Raw genomic sequence first — 19,401 nt, 5'->3', positions numbered from 1 at the left:
AGTGAGTTGAAATGTCCCGAATGCTACTCTAGTGACAGTAGGGCGACGCCGCTGAAGAACCCCGAAGATTGCCTCTTGAACCACGTTCAATACGTTTGTTCCACCTGTGGAAGGGCGATCTGTATGGATGACGACGAGCGGGAAAGGCACGGCCCTCGAGCTTCTTTCAGTTCCTTCAATGACGCTATGCTTTACCTCCGGGCAGCCGAGGCGCTGTTCAACGGACCATGCGGGATCTATGAACTGACCGACGGAACGAAGGTCTTCTACAAGATCTTCGTAGACAAAGACGGGTTAATGAACTACCTAATAGAGAATCCCGAGAAAAGGTGCCCTCTGGGAGAAGCTCTTCACGAAACCGAGGAATTCAGACCTGCATCCAAAGGACAGATTCAGAGACTGGATGAAGAGAAAGTAGAGCAGTACATGAAAGAGAAAGAAGAAGTAGATGGCTAGCTTCGAGATTGTCTTTCTTCTCGTTGTCTATGGAATCAGTCTCTTTGAACTAACGTTGCTGTCTCTAAACTACAGGAACGCCAGACTCTCGAGGGTATCCCTTCCCGACAACTTGCGCGACGTCTTCAACGATGACCTCATTGGAAAGTCCGTAGATTACACGAGGGCAAAGGGCTCTCTTGCCATCACCTCGTCGATTGTGAGTCTTGCAGCGTTGAGCGTAGGCATCTTCTGGTTTTTCAGAGCCGTTGAATCCTTAGCGGTTAGAGCGGCGGAAGGGTTCGTGATTCAGGGGCTTTTGTTCTTCATCGTCATTGGAGCGACCGCCTTTATCATCACTTTGCCCTTTTCTATCTACTCGACGTTCGTTCTCGAGAAGAGATTCGGATTCAATCGGACGACACCGGGAACGTTCGTTGCGGACAAGCTGAAGGGAATAAGCCTGGTGGCTGTAATCGGTATCCCTATAGTAACTCTGGTTCTACTAGCCATCGACTCGTTTGCTTACTGGTGGCTGTATTTGCTTATCGGAGTCATAGTCTTCGAGCTTCTGGCCCAGCTGATATTTCCAACAGTAATCCTGCCCATCTTCTACAAGCTCAAACCTCTCGATGATGAAGACCTTATGGGCAGGCTAAGGGCTATCGCCGAAAAGGCAGGCTTTGAAGTGAAGTCGATCCTGGTCATGGATGCTTCGAGAAAGACCGGCCACACGAACGCCTTCTTCACAGGGATAGGCCGCGCGAAAAGGATCGTTCTATTTGACAGCTTGCTAGAGAAGCACACTTCAGAAGAGATACAGGCGATCTTCGCACACGAAGCAGGCCATTTTAAACGCAAACACATCCTGAAGGGGATGCTAGTTTCAAATGCTGCTGCAGCCTTTGCGGTGGTCTTGCTCTGGCTGATCGTCGAGAGCCCTCTGGCTTCTGGTATTTTCGGAATTGAGAAGAAGTTCACCACTCTTCTGTACGCAGGTGTTTTCCTCTCATCGGTCTTCACGATGCTCGACTGGATAGACTCGTTAATAAGCAGAAGATGGGAGTTCGAAGCCGACAGGTATGCAGCCGAGATGCTGGGCACATCGCTGCCCATGATAAGCGCGCTGAAGAACCTGTCCGCGTCCAACCTGTCAAACCTGAGTCCACATCCGCTATATGCGGCCCTCAATTATTCCCACCCGCCGCCATGGGAGCGAATTGAAAAACTGAACAGCATAGTCTCTAATATAAATGAGAGAGAGTAGGGGGTGAGAGCTTGAAACTCAAGTTCATTAACAGCATTACACCTGTGAACAGGCTTGAATGGATTGAAGAGTACCTCGAACTTCCGTTCGAACTGTTCTGCAAGCATGATGAATTAACGGGTTTCATTACGAGCGGAAACAAGATCAGAAAGCTCGAGTATCTTCTGAAAGATGCTCTGGAAAAGAAGGCAGATACGGTATTCACCTGCGGGGGCATTCAGTCTAATCACTGCAGGGCAACGGCCCTTGCCGCTAGATCGCTCGGAATGCAGCCTGTTCTCTTCCTCAGGGGAAGGCCGATGGAGATCCCCCAGGGGAATGTTCTTCTTGACACAATGGTGGGCAGCGATATCCATTATGTGACAAAAGAAGAGTATTCGAAGATAGACGAGATCTTCGCCACGAAGAAGGAAGAATACGAGAAGAAGGGCAGCAAAGTCTACCTGATCCCCGAGGGCGGCTCAAACGCGCTTGGCGCCAGGGGATATGTGGATGCTGTTAAAGAGCTTTCAGGACAGATCAATCTCGACGGTGTCGAAGCCATCTTCACAGCGGTTGGTAGCGCGGGCACCTATGCGGGCCTCGTGGCCGGTCTAAAATCGCTCGGATATAACACCAGAGTGATCGGCATAAACGTCACGAAAGATCCCTCGTCCTTATTTGTGGAAAAGACGAAACAACTAATAGAAGGCCTGAAAGAGTACGGGATAGCCGTCTCGCTTGAAGGCAGTGAAATCGAAATAGTCGATGACTTCTCTGGACCGGCGTACGCCGTGCCTTCGGAAGAGGATATGGATCTCATAAAGAAACTTGCGAAGGAGAGAGCATTCTTCCTTGATCCCGTCTATACGGCAAAAGCCTTCAGAGGCATGCTCGAAATCTCTAGAGGGAGATTTGCCGGAAAGAGGGTTCTCTTTATCCATACAGGCGGATTGTTCAAGCTGTTCGACAATCCGGCAGCTTATGTGAAGTGAAGCCCTGCGTCGCAGGGCTTCATGCTTTCTTTAGATCTTCAAGCCTTTCAAGAAACTTATCTATATTGTCTTTGAACCTTCTGATCCTGACTTCGGCAGATTTAAGATATTCAAGGCCCGCTTCGGTTATCTTATAATTCTTCCGGGCTGGACCTGTGTCTTCAGTATCCCATTCAGAGGTTATAAGACCCGTTTCCTCGAGACTCCCGAGCACCCGGTAAAGACTGCCCATCTGACCGACACCAAAGATAGGGATCTCGAAGTCGTTGATTCTAGAAGACAGTTCATACCCGTGGCCCGGTTTCTCAGCGATGAGGAGAAGCAGATACAACTCGATCCATGATCTGCCCATCCCCATTCGTCTTCCTCTCATACTTCTCATATATGCTCCGTCGTCTTTTTTCTAGTGATTGTGGAACTTTCCATGGTCTTCGGGCTCGTATTCAACGCTGGAAAGTTCGCCTTCAATGTAGGTTCTTACTAGCGCTTCGACGGTCCCGCTGGCCCCGGTAATGGCATGTACGCCCAGCGTCTCGAAGAACTGTCTTGCCCGGCCGCCCATGCCTCTTGTTATTATCACATCGGCGCCTTTACTCTTCACGTAGCCTGGAATCTCGCCCGGCTCGTGCTGTTCAAAAGGGTTCGCTTCGATTTCGTGAGAGACAATCTCGTTGTTCTCCACAGTTACGAATGCGAAGAACGGAGAGTGACCGAAATGCTCTGAAATCTTGGATTTGAGACCGTTATTATCAACAATGGGAATTGCGATCTTCACAAAAACTACCTCCTTACCTATATTCATCTAACATATATTATAGCATTCGAACAAGACTGAGTTATGATAGCATCTGCGATCTGATTTGCTCTTCCTCAAGGGGAGATCAGTTTCACGGCTTTGCCGGAAAGAAATGACTAAAATGCCTCCTGTTTTGAGACTGTCCATCCGTTTCTGGTGAAGCAATAGTTCTTGAGGGAGGAATGAAACGACGGCCGTCTGAATGAGTGATTGTGAGAGAATCATCATGGAGGAGGTGCGGCATGAAAAAGACTTTTGCTTTACTGATAATTGCGGCACTATGGATCACTGCACTTGCGAATGGTCTATTGGTAATCACTCTGAAAGACGGTTCGATTTACGAATTCTACTTGGATGAGATCGAGAGTCTGGTATATGTTGCGGACGATGAGTTTCCCTTGGAATCCAAGTACATGAGCCTTGACAAACTTGTTTTCGTTCCCGGTGAAGAGATCAATCTCTATTTCTTCGGAACTTCGGGACTAGAGTCTTACGCCTGGATCGGAATCGTTCCCTCTGATATTCCACATGGAAGCGAGTCCGAAAACGACCTGCACGACATTCAGTATGCTTACGTCGGCGGCATGACAGACGGTTTGATAGTATTTACCGCTCCATGGGATGCCGGATTCTACGACTTCAGATTGAATGACTCGGACAGCGGTGGTGTAGAGATCGACTTCCTCACGTTCGAGGTCAGGGAGTAGCCCGCAGAGCAACTTTTCATTGTTTGAAAGCTGCTCGGGGCGTCGTTCTGCTCTTGAAAGGTAATCCCAACTGTGATAGAATCTTCGAGTACGGGGCATAGCGCAGTTGGAAGCGTGTCTGCATGGGGCGCAGAAGGTCGCTGGTTCAAGTCCAGTTGCCCCGACCAAGAACCCTCGATTCGTTCGGGGGTTTTTTATATTAGAACGGGTTATACTTTAGATGTCCTTCTCAAGAAGACTCTTGGTTCATGCGTTCTTCCAGGAAGCTATTACAACCAAAGATTCACTGTCAAGAAATCGAAGCTCCAAACAGGCGACAACAACAGGCAGGTCGCCTGTCACTATATATAAAGGGGGTAGTTATGGATTCAATTAAGGCGGTAATCAAGAATGTACCGGAATACGAATACTTCAAGACGGTCGACGAGCTGAACGAGTCGAGCAGGAAACTCGCGGAGCAATACCCCGATCTTGCCAGCTTCTACAAGATAGGTGAATCGATGGCCGGAGATCCGATCTATTGTTTGAAGATCGGCAACGGTTCCAGGGCGATACTGATGTACGGTTTTCCGCATCCAAATGAACCGATAGGAAGCATGATGCTCGACTATCTATCTCAGCAGCTGGTCGAAAATGAAGCCTTCAGAAATACCTTTAAGGACGTGAGCTGGTACATAGTGAAGGTAGCCGACAACGACGGGGCAAAGTTGAACGAAGGCTGGTTCAAAGGACCTTACACGCCCTTGAACTATGCGCTGAACTTCTACAGGCCTGCGAGCTTTCAACAGGTAGAATGGACCTTCCCCATAAAGTATAAGACTCTCGACAACAACGATCCGATTCCCGAGACGAGAGCTCTGATGAACATAATCGAAGAGGTCAAGCCGATCTTCATATATAGCCTCCACAATGCCGGTTTTGGGGGAGTCTACAACTACATATCCGACGATGCTCCGATCCTTTATCCGATATTCGAGAAGGCCTACGAAGACCAGAATATCCCGGCAGCGCTTGGCGAGCCGGAGATGCCGTATGCAGTCAAGTTCGCCGAAGCAGTTTTCAAGATGCCGACGATGAGAGACAGCTACGATTACTACGCAGCCAATACAGACAGGGATCCGGCAGAAATAATCGGGAAGGCGGGAACCTGCAGCTACGAGTACGGAAAGCAGTTCAACGAGAAGGTATTTGAGCTGGTATGTGAAGTTCCGTATTATTACAATCCCAAAATTGAAGATCTTTCCGAAACGGAGTTCATCAGGAGGGATCTTGTGCTTGCCAATATCGAAGACACAAAGCAGGAGGACCAGAAGATAAAAGAAATCTATTTCCCGTTGAAGGACAGGCTCGTGGTCGATACTCCTCTGCGGACCGCTCTCGACGATTTTCTTGAATCCTCCGAAAGGCACCTCCCTGTACAGGAGAACTGGGCGAAGACCGCCAAGGAATTGGAAAAGAAAGCGACTGTGGCCGAAGCCTTCGACAACCAGCAGGTCTCCAAGACCTACAAGATGCTTTTGTGGGGAATGCTCAGAAGGATCATGCTTCTCAACTACGAGAAGACGAACGACGATGAGTTCAAAGCTGCCGCAGAGAAAGCATATCGGCACATGAAGGACATGAGCGACAAACTGGAGAAGGAACTCGAGTACACGATTATCCCCATAAAGAAACTCGTCCAAATACAGCTGATGAGCGGACTATATGCCGCTCTTTATGCTCTCGAAAGAAGCTAGTAGTATCAAGATATTCCTCGGCAGGGCTTAGAGAAAACGATGGAATACGGCTTCGGCATCCAGTTCATACGAGGCGAAAATAGGGACTGACTAGTTCCTCTCTTCTGTCCCATTTTTCGCCGATTTCGGCTAAGCTTGACTTGCCGGAGTTGTAGATGCCTGGCAATCGCTAGACACGAATAAGAGCACATCTAAGCGGAGGTTCAGAAGATGGACAATCTCAGAATGCACGGCGATCCTCCATACAGAGTTGTAGTCGCTCATGGAGGACCTGGAGCGGCCGGAGGAGTCGCGCCCCTCGCGAGAGAGCTGGGTAGGAAGCGGGGAGTTCTGGAGCCTTATCAGACAAAGAAGACGGTGTCCGGACAAATAGAGGAGTTAAGGGAGATTGTCGAGAATTATTGCAGTTCCCCGGTTATTCTTCTGGGACATTCGTGGGGAGCGTGGCTCGTCTTCTTGTTTGCGGCAGAGCATGGCGATCTCGTGGATAGGATAATACTCATAAGCAGCGGTCCTTTCGAGCAGCATCACGCTTCCGGTATTTTGAATACTCGCCTGAACCGTCTTGACGCAAAAGAAAAGGCTAGAGCGGAAGAGCTCATGAGCCTCCTGAACAATGCAGAACTGAAAGATAGAGTACTGCTATCTGAGTTCAGAGAACTCCTGGCCAAGACAGACCACTTCGATCTTCTCGAAGATGCCAAAAGAGTCGAAGTCAATATCGATGCAGAGACATACAAGAGCGTATGGACAGAGGCCTCAGAGATGAGGCTCAGCGGAGAGCTTCTCGAGAATGGCAGGAAGATTCTCTGTCCCGTTCTCGCGGTCCATGGCGATTACGATCCCCATCCGGCAGAGGGTGTCGAGATCCCGCTTTCAAGGGTACTTGAGAATTTCAGGTTCAGACTTCTGGAAAGATGCGGTCACATGCCCTGGATGGAAAGACATGCCAGAGAAGAGTTCTACAGGATTGTAGAAGAAGAACTTGAGAAAAGATAATCTCTCTCGACATCCGAATATGCAGAGGCTGGAATTGACAAAAAACGCTGATTGGTTCAGCAAGATCTCGAAGAAAAGGAACCACGACACAAAACGAGCATAGGGAGCGCAAGGTTCATGAACTGCTTGATGTAATCATTCTGAATCCAGGCGTAAACGGAATTCAACAAACCTCTTCGCCAAAGCATAAACAGGAGTCTGACCCTATTTAATGAAGGCAGTGTAGCTGCTGTAGTATAGATTTAAGTTGTGGAATGGTAAGCTTAACAGCAGATCAACGGCAGATACTTCGAGGTGGTTTATGAAGAATCTGAACTGGCCTTACAGAGGTCTATCTAATTGTCTCCAACCAATAACAAGCGGGCATCTAGTAGTGGTTGGAGGACTCCATATGAGCGGAAAGACAACGCTTCTGCTAAACCTGGCATATAAATTCGCACTTGAAGGTGGGCGGGTTGCCTTTTTATCATGTAGCGAGCCTTCCAAAAACCTTCAGACAAGACTTTTGCGAAGAGTTTTCGGATCACAGCTAAAGCTGGAAGATACGAAAGATCTGCCCACAGATGAATTAGATGAATTGAATCGCAGTTTGTATGAACTGAAGCAGCTCACATTAGATATTGTAGATTTGAAGGAACGTAGCATAGAAAGAACGATAGAAGTTGCTGCCGAACTCCATCACTCTAGAGGGATAGAAATCTTCTTCATCGACGACCTTTACCTCCTGTCAGGAAAGAGGAAAGCTTGTGGCCTTCTAAAGCAAGTTGGAATGACCCTGGGCATTGTATTCATCGTTGCGACCAAGCTGAAACACTCAGCGTACAGAAATGCTGGAAAGATGCCAAGAATAGAGGATTTTGAAGGAAACGGTTCATACTTGGCAGAAGCCGATACCATTATGTTGCTTCATTGCCCATCTGATCATTGGTCAAGTTCAAATGGAATAGACAAGGTTGAAATCACCTTATCCAGAGCCGGTGGCTTCGACGTAGATTTCACCGAAGTTCTTCAATTTGACTGGAGCAAGGCTGTCGTAAACGACTAGACCTAATAGTCAAGAAAGCCTTTAGCCTTGGACAGATGGTGGGTCTAGAGTTGCTTTCTTCGAATGTCAGCTCTTTTTGAAGCGAAGATGATTACTGTTTGCACATATGATTTATGGTGCATGGAAGTTCTTTTACTTAATGCTTACAACTTACTGGATAGGAGTACACTAAGTTTCACAGAAGAAAGAGAGGTGAAAATGGTTGAAACGAAAGGTAGACGAACGGTTGTTAAAAGCAAAAGAAGTCTTGAAAGAAGACTCTGCCTCAAGTTATGCCACGTCGTATTTTGCCGATGATTCAATAATCAAGCCAGCTCAAACATTGATCTTGAATTTACCAGAGTGTGCACTTTCGGGGTTTGCTTTCCAAATATCTCAAAATTATTCCTAGGTCTTCACATTGTTTCATTTGCTTACAAAATGATACAATCTCTCTAGACAAATGAGCTTAACCTGTTTTCTGCAATGTATGAACATATGGAGATACAGAGTTAACATTAGCAATTCGAGATTTCCTGAGAAGTGCATCTCAAGTGTTGAATTTCAAGATGCCAATCAGTTCTGCCAACCAGAATGGACGGATCTTTGATCTAAGTGAAAGAAAGACTCTTCGATGAGTTGAGTCAGCATTTTGCGTGTATCATTTAGTTTATTCAGTTTAGACCGGTAGTATGAGATAGGCTTCTGGAGGGATCCCATGGAAAACAATGACGCTGTTTCCGTTAAGATCGACAAGTGGAAGAAAGCTTTGCTAGATCTCACAATGAGAAACAGATTAATCAACTTCAGGACCAGCAAGACGAGCAATTTGATGCTGATAAACCCTTCAAGCAGCGAGATCTTCAATAAGATCGTTCTCCAAGAAAAACAGATGAGCTTCATTCCCATTCCTCCAGAAGATGATGAAGAGCAAGAGAATAAAACCACTATTTCCCTTAAAGCAAATCAGATACAGGCTGACCGCGAAGAAAAGGAAATGAATCTTGTTCTCAATAGACTAAAACTCAAGTCGAGGACTTCTTACGAGGAAATGGGAATCAATACCCTTTTTATGACTCTCGGTTTCCTCAAGTGGAAAGAAGTTGACTATAACAAGAGCTTTGTGATTTCACCTTTACTCCTTGTTCCAGTTTCCATTAGCCGCGAGACAATTGCCTCACCCTATTCCGTAAGGATCATCGATGACGACATTGTACTTAATCCAACACTTTCCGAAAAACTGCAGGAATTTGGCCTTGACCTGGAATCTACTTATGATCAGGAAATGTCGCTTGAGGAGTCGACCCTAAGAGATCTACTTGTAAAAGTCAGACAGCTAATTGAACCGATCGAGGGCTGGTCGGTTATTGAAGACGTGGCTTTAGGGGTCTTCTCTTTTGCCAAGCTTGCCATGTACAAAGACCTTGAGAACTATGAAGACATGATATTCGAAAACTCTGTGTTGAGAACAATTGCAGAAGGGAAGCCGTTGATTGCACCAGATAATGAACACGACGAGCTTCCAGATTTGGATGTAGAAAACGATCCTCTCAACTGCTATCAGATACTAGATGCCGACTCGAGTCAGCAAGAGGCTATCCTTGCCGTGAAAAGCGGTCAAGACCTCGTGATACAGGGACCTCCCGGGACTGGAAAGAGTCAGACGATAGCGAATATTATTGCGGAGTCCCTGAGTCAGGGTAAAAGAGTCCTTTTCGTAAGCGAGAAAATGGCAGCACTCGAAGTTGTAAAGCGCCGTCTGGATGATTGTGAATTGGGAGATTTTTGCCTGGAGCTTCACAGTAAGAAAACAGGGAAGAGAGTGGTCCTGGACGAGCTGGAACGAGTGCTAAATGAAGCTAACAACCATGCTGTAGATACGAAAAGCCTGGAGCGTGAACTCTCTAGACTCAAGGAGATAAGAGAAAGACTCAACAGCTATGTTAGAAGACTGCACAAAAAGAGAACTTCTCTTGAGATTTCAGCATTTGAGCTTCACGGCAATCTGGCAGCTTTGCATGACGTAGATCTTGTGAGTTTTGATGTAGCACAACTACAAGATCTCACGCATGATCAACTGGACAAGATTATCAACAATCTTGACAACTTGAAGCGCCACGCCGAAATTTATCGCAACCATAAGAAGGATGTCCTTAACAAAGTCAAGGCAGTTGCTCCTGATGCCGTTTTCGTAATGCGCATTCGTCAATCGCTGACGAAGATAAGAGACACTATAGGAAAACTAAGGAAGATAGGCGAGGAAACATCCCTTGAGTGGAGATCGTCTATCAGTAAGGAACTCGAATATGCAAATTCTAGGATTTCAACGATTCTTGACTTGTTTGAGTCCGGAAGTTCGGCCGAAGAAAAGGCCTTGAAGTTGGCAGAGGAGGTTCTTTCTCATGTTTCAACAATTAGGAGAGAACTTCCATCTAGTTATGGAGATTCTTTCATTAACTTAAAGAGCGCGATAGATGAGGTCAAGGTTTCTCACAGTGAAGTCACCCGTCAGTTTGATGCTCTTCGCTCACTTTTGGGAATCTCTAATGCTCTCAAATCTGTCAAGTTATTTGAGGAGACCGTCTCGCTTCTGACGAGATATCGACCGGCCATTCTTCAGTTGAATCACAATGAGCTTCAAAGAAAGTTTTCGAGCTCATACAACAGCTTTTTTGGTAGGTTGTTTGGAGGTTATAAGAAGAATGTCCGCATCCTTTCTTCGCTTAAATATGATGGAGTTTTAAATTACGAGAGAATCGTAGAAGATTTGGAGAAGTCGGAAAGAGTTCTCTCCCAATGTGGACTGATGACAAAAGCCTGCAACGAGAAAGAGTTGATAAGTCTTCTCGAAAGCTCAAAAGGGGTAATCAAGAGCTTCAACGAGAGTTATGATAACTTGGAGAAAGCTTTGAGAAGTAGTGAATCAGACCTTAGGGAGCTGATTGAATACTTCTCATTCTTTTCTATATTGCCGAAAGGAAACCAAAACCAGCAGGCAATATCAGGCAGGAGTGACTGGGTGAAGCGTGCAATCACGGCAACAAATTCATTTTTCAAGGATCTAGAGGAAGTATCCGATATGGTTATCACGGAACCATTTTCTGACGGCAAGTCTCTTTCGGACTTTGAAGGCTTTGAAGATTTTGTCCAAAGACTACAAGAGTCGCTTCCAAAACTTGATGACTGGCTTTCAATGAAGAAGAGTATCATTTTTCTCGAGAAGGCTGGACTGGAAGACCTTCTCGAAAGAGCGAGGGAAAGTGAAGTTGGGTCCGATGTGCTTGACAAAGTCTTCCTAAAGGGTTTTTATAGCAACCTCTTGTCGGAGCTCTACGCAAAGGATGAGGTTTTGAACTCATTCTCCACAAGTGACCACAATCTTCTTGTTAAGGAGTTCCGGCTACTTGATTCAAAACAACAGCTGTATGCCAGAAAGAGACTGGCTTCTTTCCTCGCCCAGAGGATTCCGGTTTCCAATCTTGTGAATTCTGGAAGTGCCGAGACATCTATTCTGAGAAGAGAGATAGCCAAGAAGAGACGAAATAAATCAATCAGAAGACTATTTTCGGAAACGCCAAACCTCCTTCAAGTTCTGAAACCATGCATGATGATGAGCCCTCTTTCAGTAAGCGTATTCACCGATCCGGAAAAGTTCAAATTCGATGTCGCCATTTTTGACGAGGCTTCCCAGGTATTTCCGGAAGACTCAGTGGGAGCAATCATGAGGGCAAAGCAGGTAGTAGTTGTTGGAGATAACAAACAGCTTCCTCCCACAAGCTTCTTCAGAATCTCTGAACCCGATGAAGCCGAAATGACAGATGAAGAGAACGATCTGGAGAGTCTCGAAAGCATTCTCGACGAATGTAGCGCGGTTGGTCTTCCAGAAAAGAAACTTCTCTGGCACTATCGAAGCCGCCACGAATCATTGATAGCCTTCTCAAACTATCACTTTTACATGAATAGACTCAGCACTTTCCCCAGCAGCAGTTTTAACGGGCTTGATTCCGGAATATGCTTTGAATATGTTTCGAATGGAGTTTATGACAGAGCAAAGAGCAGAAAGAACATTGAAGAAGCACGCAGAGTTGCCGAGATGGTTATGAGCCATGCAAGGACAAAGGCAGGTGTTTCATTAGGAGTAGTTGCCTTCAGTGAAGCTCAGCAGACGGCGATCCTTGACCGAATTGAAGAGCTTCGTTCCCAGGATCAGTCTGTCGAGGATTTCTTCGGCGAGGATAAACTTGAACCTTTCTTCGTGAAGAATCTTGAGAATGTTCAGGGTGACGAGAGAGATGAGATGATCTTCAGCATTGGATATGGTAGAGATGCTTCGGGAAAGCTGACCATGAACTTTGGTCCTCTAAACAAAAATGGAGGAGAAAGACGACTCAACGTTGCGATAACGAGAGCCAAGAGGAAAGTCACTGTTGTAAGTTCGATAAGAGGAGCAGACATCTCTGCTGAAATACAGACCCCAGGAGTAAGAGCCCTAAGAGAATATTTGAACTATGCTGAAGAGGGAGGAAGCAGGGAATTCCTTTTGAGAGAGACCGAAAACACTGACGGCGAATTTGAATCGCCCTTTGAAGAGGAGGTATTTGAGGAACTCACCGCACGCCGGTTCAATGTACACAAACAGGTGGGATGCTCCAGCTACAGGATAGACCTGGCAATTGTTGACAATGAACATCCTGGAAGGTATGTCGCAGGAATTGAATGCGACGGAGCCATGTATCACTCCGCGAGAACTGCAAGAGATAGAGACAGGCTACGCCAACAAGTCCTTGAGAATCTGGGTTGGAAGATCATCAGAATCTGGTCAAGAGATTGGATCTTCGACAGAAGTTCGGAAATCAAGAGAGTCATTGCAGAGATAGAAGCTGCTGGCTCCGTTTCAGAAAATACCGAAGCACTTAACATCAATGATGAGCTGATAGTCGAAAATCCTTTGCCATCAATAAAAAGAGAAGAGACGACCCTTCCATTGTATGAAAGATTCTCACCTCATGACCTAACCAAATTAGTCTCATTGCAGAAAGTTATTCAATTGTATAGCCTTATTGGGGCGATAATTGAAAAAGAGGCCCCGGTTCATTTGGATGAGGTAGTGTCGAGGATTATCATGCTTTTCGATACTCGCCCTGATTTACTCCAGGCAAACTGGGATATGTATACAAAATCCGGGAATATCTCCCGTAAGAGTCTACGGGAGTATGTTATGGCACAATTCCCAAGGGATTCATATGTTCTGCAGGGAGATTTTTTGCTCAAGCGCAACGAAAGGATACTTCCAAGACGATCGGCCAGCAGAGATGATATGAGAAAACCCGAACACATCCCGCCTGTGGAGATTCAAGAGGCCATAAAACTCTGTCTGAAACACGCGTTCACAATGGATAGAGAGGACTTGAAGACAGATGTGGCAAGACTATTCGGTTTCAAGAGGACGGGAACGAACATCTCGAATGTCATAGACAATGAAGTCAGCTTGCTTATTCGCAACCATGAGATTCAGATTCAAGATGGGAAAGTGAGTATTAGAAAAGAATAATTGGGCGCATCATCATAAATCTTGCATTATCTACAATGCGGTGGGCTTCCATATTGAGTAAAACTACTATGCCGAAAATACTGAATTCCAACTGTTTCGTATTAAGCGATGGCACTTATTCTGCTGGAACTTTCTCTTCAACAACTATTCTGTATTTTCCGTTTGAGATGAAAATGTCTAGGTAAAAGGTTCCTTTCAAGTAGACATAACTCTCGTCAGAAGAGGGAGATCCTAAACTTATAAGACTTTCTTCATGACCCGATTTAGGTTCGTGCCAATAAATTGAAACAGTATCTTCTGTAGATACCCGAGCCCTCCACTGGGGATAAGTGATCTGAAACATATCCGTTTTCTTTGTTGTCGAATCTCCCATATAGGTTCTTACAACTCGCCATTCCTTTGAGTTGTCAAACTGCCAGCTTCCGTCTTCGTTCAGGATCACGGATCTTCCATTTTCGTCGATTGCATGCATGCTAGGATCCTCCCTCTTGGATGCCACTTGGGCAGCGATTTGAGTAATCGAAAACACACAAGTACAAGACGTCAGGTTTGGTTTGGGTCTGACACAGGGGAAAAAGATGGAATATTCAGTTGATTGCAATATATAACTAGAGGTGGGTTGCAATCTCAAAGATCACAATCGGTTTGGTGACGCATTAAACGGACAACCACAGTAAGTCTACCATATTAAGCAATGTGGGGATCAGTCGATCACAATTGACAGACTGGTTCAGGATTGTCATTTGTTTTCTCCCCGGGTAGTAGTTGCAGATTGGAATACACCAACATTAGAGGCTAAACAGTTAATTCCGGGTTCTGGGTTTTTTTCTGGCCGAATACCGTTCTTCCTTCTTGGCAAGAACAAAAAGAGACATCAATTGGCGTTATCATATATGATAATATACTAATGTAAGTGAGTTTCTATCTAAATCTAAAAGGTGGTGTTATAGATGACAGGCTTTGATAAACTAAAGACTAATCTAATGAAGAACGAGGAATTCGCACGCATATACAATGAGAGAAAACCTTTAAGAAACTTCATAGATGAACTGATTGAACTCAGAGTTGAGAAGGGTATGACTCAAAAGGATCTAAGCGAGCTCACCGGCATAAGCGTTCCGAATATCTCAAGAATAGAGGCAGGAAAACAGAATCTTTCCTACCAGATGATGCACAAACTCGTCAATGCTCTTGGAGGCAAGATCCTAATAACAGCGCAGGCCGATAATTGCATCAGTCTTTCCAACGTGGCAGCGGAGAAACTAAGAGAACTAAGCGACGAGGCTAATACCTCACCAGAAGAATTCCTAATTAACCTTTTACAAAAGGCTTCAGAAGAATCGATAACCGCCTAGATCAGACTCTCAGGTTCATGACTTGCTTTGCTATAAATGTCTCTACCAAACATGAAACTGGTACAAATCGGATTACAAGTGTGTGCTGGAAGTCATTTGAATGTTTGGATATCACTATCGCCACTTGAACAAACAAATACGGAAAGAAAGGGAAGAATTCTTCAGCAGGGATCTGCATTCATCTTCATTACACGTAGCGGTATTTCTCCGGAGTACGAGTCTGACCATTTTTCTGGATTAGTATCTATATTAGAATGGACAGGCAAAAATAATAGGAGTCTGCGTTGACGATCTGGCGATAGTATACGATCTCCGTCGTGGTGCATTCACACCGTTTTCGCGATTTCTGATTCTCGTTTCGTTTTTTTGCTATATTGGCTTTCTCAGAGCTTCACCTGACAAACTATCTTCAATCGTGGAGAAAATGCGAGCTTACTTGATCCAGAAAATCGATTTTGTTTCTTTCCATGGAAAACATCAAGTGATGCTTCATTATGGTCGTGCAACATGCATCTTCTTTTATTGTCGATCACCGTAATGCATCATAATTAAATCTACTCAAGAGAGATCACTCTCTCCAAAGGATGGCAAAGTGATATAATTTCATTGCATGGGGGTGTCCCCGTGGGCGGAGCAGGCAAAGGGCTCCGCTTAACCTTTCTTTTCTATCCTTAGGAATATCCTCACAGAATTATCTTCGATTTCTCGTTTAGTGTGAAAATGGAGTCTGACCCTATTTAACACTATTTAACACAAATTTATATTTTAGAGTTTGTATATGCTAAAACTGCACAAATTGGAACATCGCGTTCCCGCAAGTCCTGAAGCAAGTCCCCTGTGAAAAGGATTCCATAGAAAATAGAAGATAACATTAGAATGATAGCAGATTTGGTTTTTAGATCACAGAAAGGTATCTATAGAAACTTCTCTCATCTATATGCATCTCCGCGTTTGATTATATGAACCACAAGAATTACAAACTCATCTCCTCGCACCTGGAAAATGACTTTGTAATCACCGACCCTCAATCGAAGTAGTCCGTAGTATTTACCCGAAAGACTTTTAACGTCCGGTTTCTCCATCGCCTTTCCGTCGTAGTAATCTACAAGCTGTTGGAAGCTTTTGTCTATTCTATTCTTAACCGCGGTATTGAGCTTTTCATGTTGCCGTTTGCCCACTCTCGTGAAGCTAATCCGGTAACTCATAGCTATCGACGATTTCCAGATCCTCTTCCGTCATCTGATCCAGTATCCTTGTGAGTTCCTCATTCTCTTCGGGGTCGCATGGTTCGGCGTTAGCCATTATCTTGAAGTACAGAGAGTTGTAGCCTTCGGTCTTTATGAGATTCCATAGAGCCGTCTCAATGATTTCACTGGCGCTTTTGCCCTGTACACGACCTAGCTCCTTCAGAACCTTCCATGAAGAAGGCGTCATCATGATGTTGTGTCTCTCTTTGGTTTCCGGAATATCTTTCATGCGATCACCGCCTTATACACACTATGTGTGTATTGAGTATAACACGAAAACATATGATCTCCTGCTTTAGATCAAAACTGTCAGGCTCACTATTTCAATAGCTACGGGTCACTCAACCGATTGGTGGTAAAGCCGTTACAGCAATAGTGGAAACTGCCATTCCTAGAGGACAGGTTGCTATTGGCACGCCCGTTTTGCAACCAACCTGAATAAAATCTCGGTGACACTCATTGTCTGGTAGAATTGCCGATCTGCTCTATAGCTTTGCTGAAGTATGCGTAGGCCTCAGGACTCACCGTGGATAATTTGTTTAGAAATGTAAACGACTCGTCGGTAATCCTTACGAAGAGCTCATCGCCGGACCACCTGAACAGGGCATCACTTTCCCCGAGCAAACAAGCAGATAGATAAGCCACTTTAGCGGCATCGGAAAAGAATTTTGTCTGTTTGTAGTTGAAACCAAGAATATGTGACGACAGACTCGATCTTCCTGAATCCAGTTCTCTGTAATGATCTGGCTCTCTCTTTCCCCTGGCGCCAATTAGGAGTGCCGTCTCAAATACGTCCTTCAGAATATCCTCTGGAGCTAGAGACTCTATTCCGCGGTAATGAGCCTCAGTTAAGGCGATTCTCTTAAACGTATCCCTTACAATTCTAGTGTTTTTGTGATAATCAAAGAGCGTTGCAATATCGAAGAGCTGCTTGCAGATCTCCATTCCTTTTTGCGAACCGTAAGGAATTCCTATAGTGTTGGGTGCAAAAGCCGTTATCTTGTCCCCAATTATCGCATCTATAGATGGTGTTCTTACATTGGTCACCGGGTCCTCAGTCTGAAATATCGAGCTTCTGATTGGTGTCGAAATTAACTCGGTGTGCATAGGTCTCTCATACAAGACATCTAGTAGAATATATGCGTTCTTCTGACTGGGGTTGATCGAGTCATAATAGAACTTATAATGCCTCACGGGAAAGACAGTCTTTCGTATATCCTCTTCATAGCGAAAGAACTTACCGGTCGAAATGACTTTGTCCAAAGCAGTGCTGAAGTCTGCTTCAGGCTCAACAATGATATCTATATCAATGGATAAACGCTGAATTCTATCCAAGAGCAGGATTAGGGAAGTTCCTCCTTTGAACGTTAGATCCACACCGTTGATTATCAGCAACTCCAGAAGCTGAAGACCCTTAATCGTCTTTTCTAGCAGTATCTGGTCACAACCCAGCTTAACTCGTTTAGCCTCAAGATACTCCCTGGTCAAACAACTATCGGAGATCATCCAATACCTCCCTGTAACCTGTCAGCTTCTTTGAGGTAAGGTAGTCAGACATTTCCTGTTTTTTACCTCTCCTTGTGGCATATCTTATGATGGTATTTACGTTCAGAGCGTATGTATTGAAGGCATTTCTGAAAACTCTGTCCATTTCGGCACCACCAAAAGGCTCAAGAACGGGCCCCCCTGAGAACAAATCCACAAGCATTTTTTCGAGCCTCGGTACGATGACTCCATCACTCTCCCTTACCGGTGCTTCAGTGATGAGTCTTCCGACAACTATTGCGGGAGACTGACCTGAAACATACAGATCGATATCTTCGGCAGAGGGATTTAGGAGTAGCAGAGTTCCGGTAAGGGAGGAGTTCTTCTCCAACGATTCCTGCAGCACTTCAAAGACGGCCCTTTCAGTTTCTCTCTCTGATTCAACAGCTATTGTCTGCATAGAGAATATGTGAAGTGCGAACTCGTTCAGCCAGGAAGGCCTCCAGACGCATATTCTTGTCAGCGGCAGCCGTTTTCTTAGCTCGAGATATACTTTTCTAAGAGTTTGGTCTATCTCTGGAGTATAATCGTACAGCTTTTTGAGAGTGTACAGACCCCTCCCGACAGGAGTTATGACTCCGCTCCTTTTCAGAGCATTCAGCCTGGTGCGGACAGTAACCGGGCTTATCTCTTCTCCTGGAAGAGTAAGAAATGGCTTGAGCTCCCCTGTAGAAAAGGAGTCCCTATCTTTAAGCTCTGAACTTATTCTCTTACCACTACGCTTTGAGGACCAGGTCTCGTCTTTCAAATCGATCAACTCACTTTTAGAACAACTGGCAATTTATAAGCATATTGCCTTTTGTTCTAATTATAGCAGATAGTCTTTCCTTTCCAAGCAGGAAAGACTAAGAGTACTTTTTAGAATGTGCTACCGTGTCAATCCGAATCTCTGGCTTCACCAGGTAATTTATCACAAGAGAATTCTGTTCAATATCAATCATTGGCAGCCCTGCAAAATAACCTGGTTCGCCCCTTAAGCTTTTTGTAATCTTGCAGGTTCAATAATCTCTTTTTCATCGAATGACTAACATTATTAGCCCTCATCCACAACTCTTATCCAATGAGGGCTTTGTAGTTTAGTTCGTTATACTTATTGCCGGATCACATTATATAACGTCGATTTTGTTGAACTCCATATTGCGGAGCATCCTTATCCGCTTTTATGAATCGAGTTGTGTTATTCTTTCAACAAGCTTTTCCCGAGTTAATGATTTTGTAAGTGATTCTCGTCGGATCGATCGTCTACCATTATCCTCTGAAATGATTTTCAAATAACACTTCTAGACCTATTTAGAATCATTCTTGTACAGTTTACATAGATTCGACTGGCAATTGGTCATGTGATTGAAAGCGAAATTGACAGCTGTTTTCTTCTGTGAGCTTTTGCCGAAGGGTATCTCGCCGGTATTTTCCATGATAGATCTTTCTTAGAAGATACCGGCATGTTCTTTCTTCGAAAAACTACGAGGCTTTCTCGAATAAACTCTGAACAAATCTCCAAAACGCAATGTTTACGGCTATTGCAAGAGCTGACCATTTAGTTGATTCCACCTCCTAAAAACCTGTATAATATCTTTGTAATAGAAGCGGTTGCGTGAGAACCATAGTGGTATGGAAACCCTCCCGGTTGTCATACTTACCTTCCATAATTTTTAGGGTTGCGTGAGAACCATAGTGGTATGGAAACTAGCCGGAACTCATTCAGAAGAGGATCTTGTGATAAGTTGCGTGAGAACCATAGTGGTATGGAAACGCCTTACCGTCC

16 protein-coding genes, 1 tRNA gene and 1 CRISPR repeat array (1 of these 18 running past the window's edge) are annotated in these 19,401 nt (G+C 45.0%); of the genes, 10 read left to right on the top strand and 7 right to left on the bottom strand.

Features of this window, described 5'->3' with window-relative positions; genetic code table 11:
• Positions 1-6: 6 nt before the first annotated feature.
• Genes Q502_RS12210 through Q502_RS12200 form a run of 3 tightly spaced genes read left to right on the top strand, consistent with a single transcriptional unit; the run spans position 7 to position 2,676 of the window.
• Positions 7-456, top strand: coding sequence for a hypothetical protein (locus Q502_RS12210; protein ID WP_102818802.1), 450 nt, complete (start codon positions 7-9; stop codon positions 454-456).
• Positions 449-1,702, top strand: coding sequence for a M48 family metallopeptidase (locus tag Q502_RS12205; RefSeq protein WP_112109549.1), 1,254 nt, complete (start codon positions 449-451; stop codon positions 1,700-1,702). The genes Q502_RS12210 and Q502_RS12205 overlap by 8 nt, the downstream gene beginning before the upstream one ends.
• Positions 1,703-1,713: 11 nt before the next feature.
• The gene (locus Q502_RS12200; protein ID WP_099830998.1) at positions 1,714-2,676 is read left to right on the top strand and encodes a 1-aminocyclopropane-1-carboxylate deaminase/D-cysteine desulfhydrase; all 963 of its coding nucleotides are present in this window, start codon (positions 1,714-1,716) and stop codon (positions 2,674-2,676) included.
• A gap of 19 nt (positions 2,677-2,695) precedes the next feature.
• Here the strand turns inward: Q502_RS12200 and Q502_RS12195 are convergent, their stop codons facing one another.
• Both Q502_RS12195 and Q502_RS12190 read right to left on the bottom strand, forming a co-directional pair.
• Positions 2,696-3,034, bottom strand: a complete 339-nt coding sequence (locus Q502_RS12195; protein ID WP_243392454.1) for a PadR family transcriptional regulator — start codon at positions 3,032-3,034, stop codon at positions 2,696-2,698.
• 45 nt (positions 3,035-3,079) lie between these two features.
• Positions 3,080-3,451, bottom strand: coding sequence for a NifB/NifX family molybdenum-iron cluster-binding protein (locus Q502_RS12190; protein ID WP_112109550.1), 372 nt, complete (start codon positions 3,449-3,451; stop codon positions 3,080-3,082).
• A 263-nt stretch (positions 3,452-3,714) separates the two neighbouring features.
• Between Q502_RS12190 and Q502_RS12185 the strand changes: the two genes are divergently transcribed.
• The 6 genes from Q502_RS12185 to Q502_RS12155 all read left to right on the top strand — a co-directional run bounded on the left by Q502_RS12185 (position 3,715) and on the right by Q502_RS12155 (position 13,489).
• Positions 3,715-4,179 (top strand): hypothetical protein, encoded by a 465-nt coding sequence (locus Q502_RS12185; protein WP_258001642.1) that lies wholly within the window; start codon positions 3,715-3,717, stop codon positions 4,177-4,179.
• Between the two features lie 91 nt (positions 4,180-4,270).
• Positions 4,271-4,346: transfer RNA gene (locus Q502_RS12180), tRNA-Pro, on the top strand.
• A gap of 195 nt (positions 4,347-4,541) precedes the next feature.
• A complete protein-coding gene (locus tag Q502_RS12175) occupies positions 4,542-5,915 on the top strand; it encodes a M14 family zinc carboxypeptidase (RefSeq protein WP_180977891.1) in 1,374 nt (457 codons plus the stop codon).
• A 210-nt stretch (positions 5,916-6,125) separates the two neighbouring features.
• Positions 6,126-6,914, top strand: coding sequence for an alpha/beta fold hydrolase (locus Q502_RS12170; protein WP_102818800.1), 789 nt, complete (start codon positions 6,126-6,128; stop codon positions 6,912-6,914).
• Positions 6,915-7,215: 301 nt separating this feature from the next.
• A complete protein-coding gene (locus Q502_RS12165) occupies positions 7,216-7,959 on the top strand; it encodes a DnaB-like helicase C-terminal domain-containing protein (RefSeq protein ID WP_102818799.1) in 744 nt (247 codons plus the stop codon).
• Positions 7,960-8,656: 697 nt separating this feature from the next.
• Positions 8,657-13,489 (top strand): DUF4011 domain-containing protein, encoded by a 4,833-nt coding sequence (locus Q502_RS12155; RefSeq protein ID WP_102818797.1) that lies wholly within the window; start codon positions 8,657-8,659, stop codon positions 13,487-13,489.
• A 115-nt stretch (positions 13,490-13,604) separates the two neighbouring features.
• Here the strand turns inward: Q502_RS12155 and Q502_RS12150 are convergent, their stop codons facing one another.
• Complete coding sequence (locus tag Q502_RS12150; protein WP_102818796.1) at positions 13,605-13,961, bottom strand: hypothetical protein; 357 nt, start codon at positions 13,959-13,961, stop codon at positions 13,605-13,607.
• Between the two features lie 478 nt (positions 13,962-14,439).
• On the opposite strand from Q502_RS12150, the gene Q502_RS12145 reads away from it, so the two are divergent.
• On the top strand, positions 14,440-14,844 hold the full coding sequence (locus Q502_RS12145) for a helix-turn-helix transcriptional regulator (protein ID WP_102818795.1): 405 nt from the start codon (positions 14,440-14,442) through the stop codon (positions 14,842-14,844).
• Between the two features lie 929 nt (positions 14,845-15,773).
• Here the strand turns inward: Q502_RS12145 and Q502_RS12140 are convergent.
• From Q502_RS12140 to Q502_RS12125, 4 genes are all read right to left on the bottom strand, one after another.
• Positions 15,774-16,049 (bottom strand): type II toxin-antitoxin system RelE/ParE family toxin, encoded by a 276-nt coding sequence (locus tag Q502_RS12140; protein WP_258001641.1) that lies wholly within the window; start codon positions 16,047-16,049, stop codon positions 15,774-15,776.
• A complete protein-coding gene (locus Q502_RS12135) occupies positions 16,033-16,320 on the bottom strand; it encodes a hypothetical protein (RefSeq protein WP_102818793.1) in 288 nt (95 codons plus the stop codon). The genes Q502_RS12140 and Q502_RS12135 overlap by 17 nt, the downstream gene beginning before the upstream one ends.
• A 227-nt stretch (positions 16,321-16,547) precedes the next feature.
• Positions 16,548-17,597, bottom strand: coding sequence for a nucleotidyl transferase AbiEii/AbiGii toxin family protein (locus Q502_RS12130; protein ID WP_102818792.1), 1,050 nt, complete (start codon positions 17,595-17,597; stop codon positions 16,548-16,550).
• A complete protein-coding gene (locus tag Q502_RS12125; protein ID WP_102818791.1) occupies positions 17,584-18,384 on the bottom strand; it encodes a DUF6577 family protein in 801 nt (266 codons plus the stop codon). Before Q502_RS12125 ends, Q502_RS12130 begins: the two co-directional genes overlap by 14 nt.
• Positions 18,385-19,225: 841 nt before the next feature.
• Positions 19,226-19,401: direct repeats of the CRISPR family, unit length 30 nt; unit sequence GTTGCGTGAGAACCATAGTGGTATGGAAAC (it continues 456 nt past the right edge of the window).

This window comes from Mesotoga sp. Brook.08.YT.4.2.5.2., assembly GCF_003351125.1.
In the GTDB taxonomy this organism is placed as follows: Bacteria; Thermotogota; Thermotogae; order Petrotogales; family Kosmotogaceae; genus Mesotoga.
This window is presented reverse-complemented; position numbering and strand designations above follow the sequence as displayed.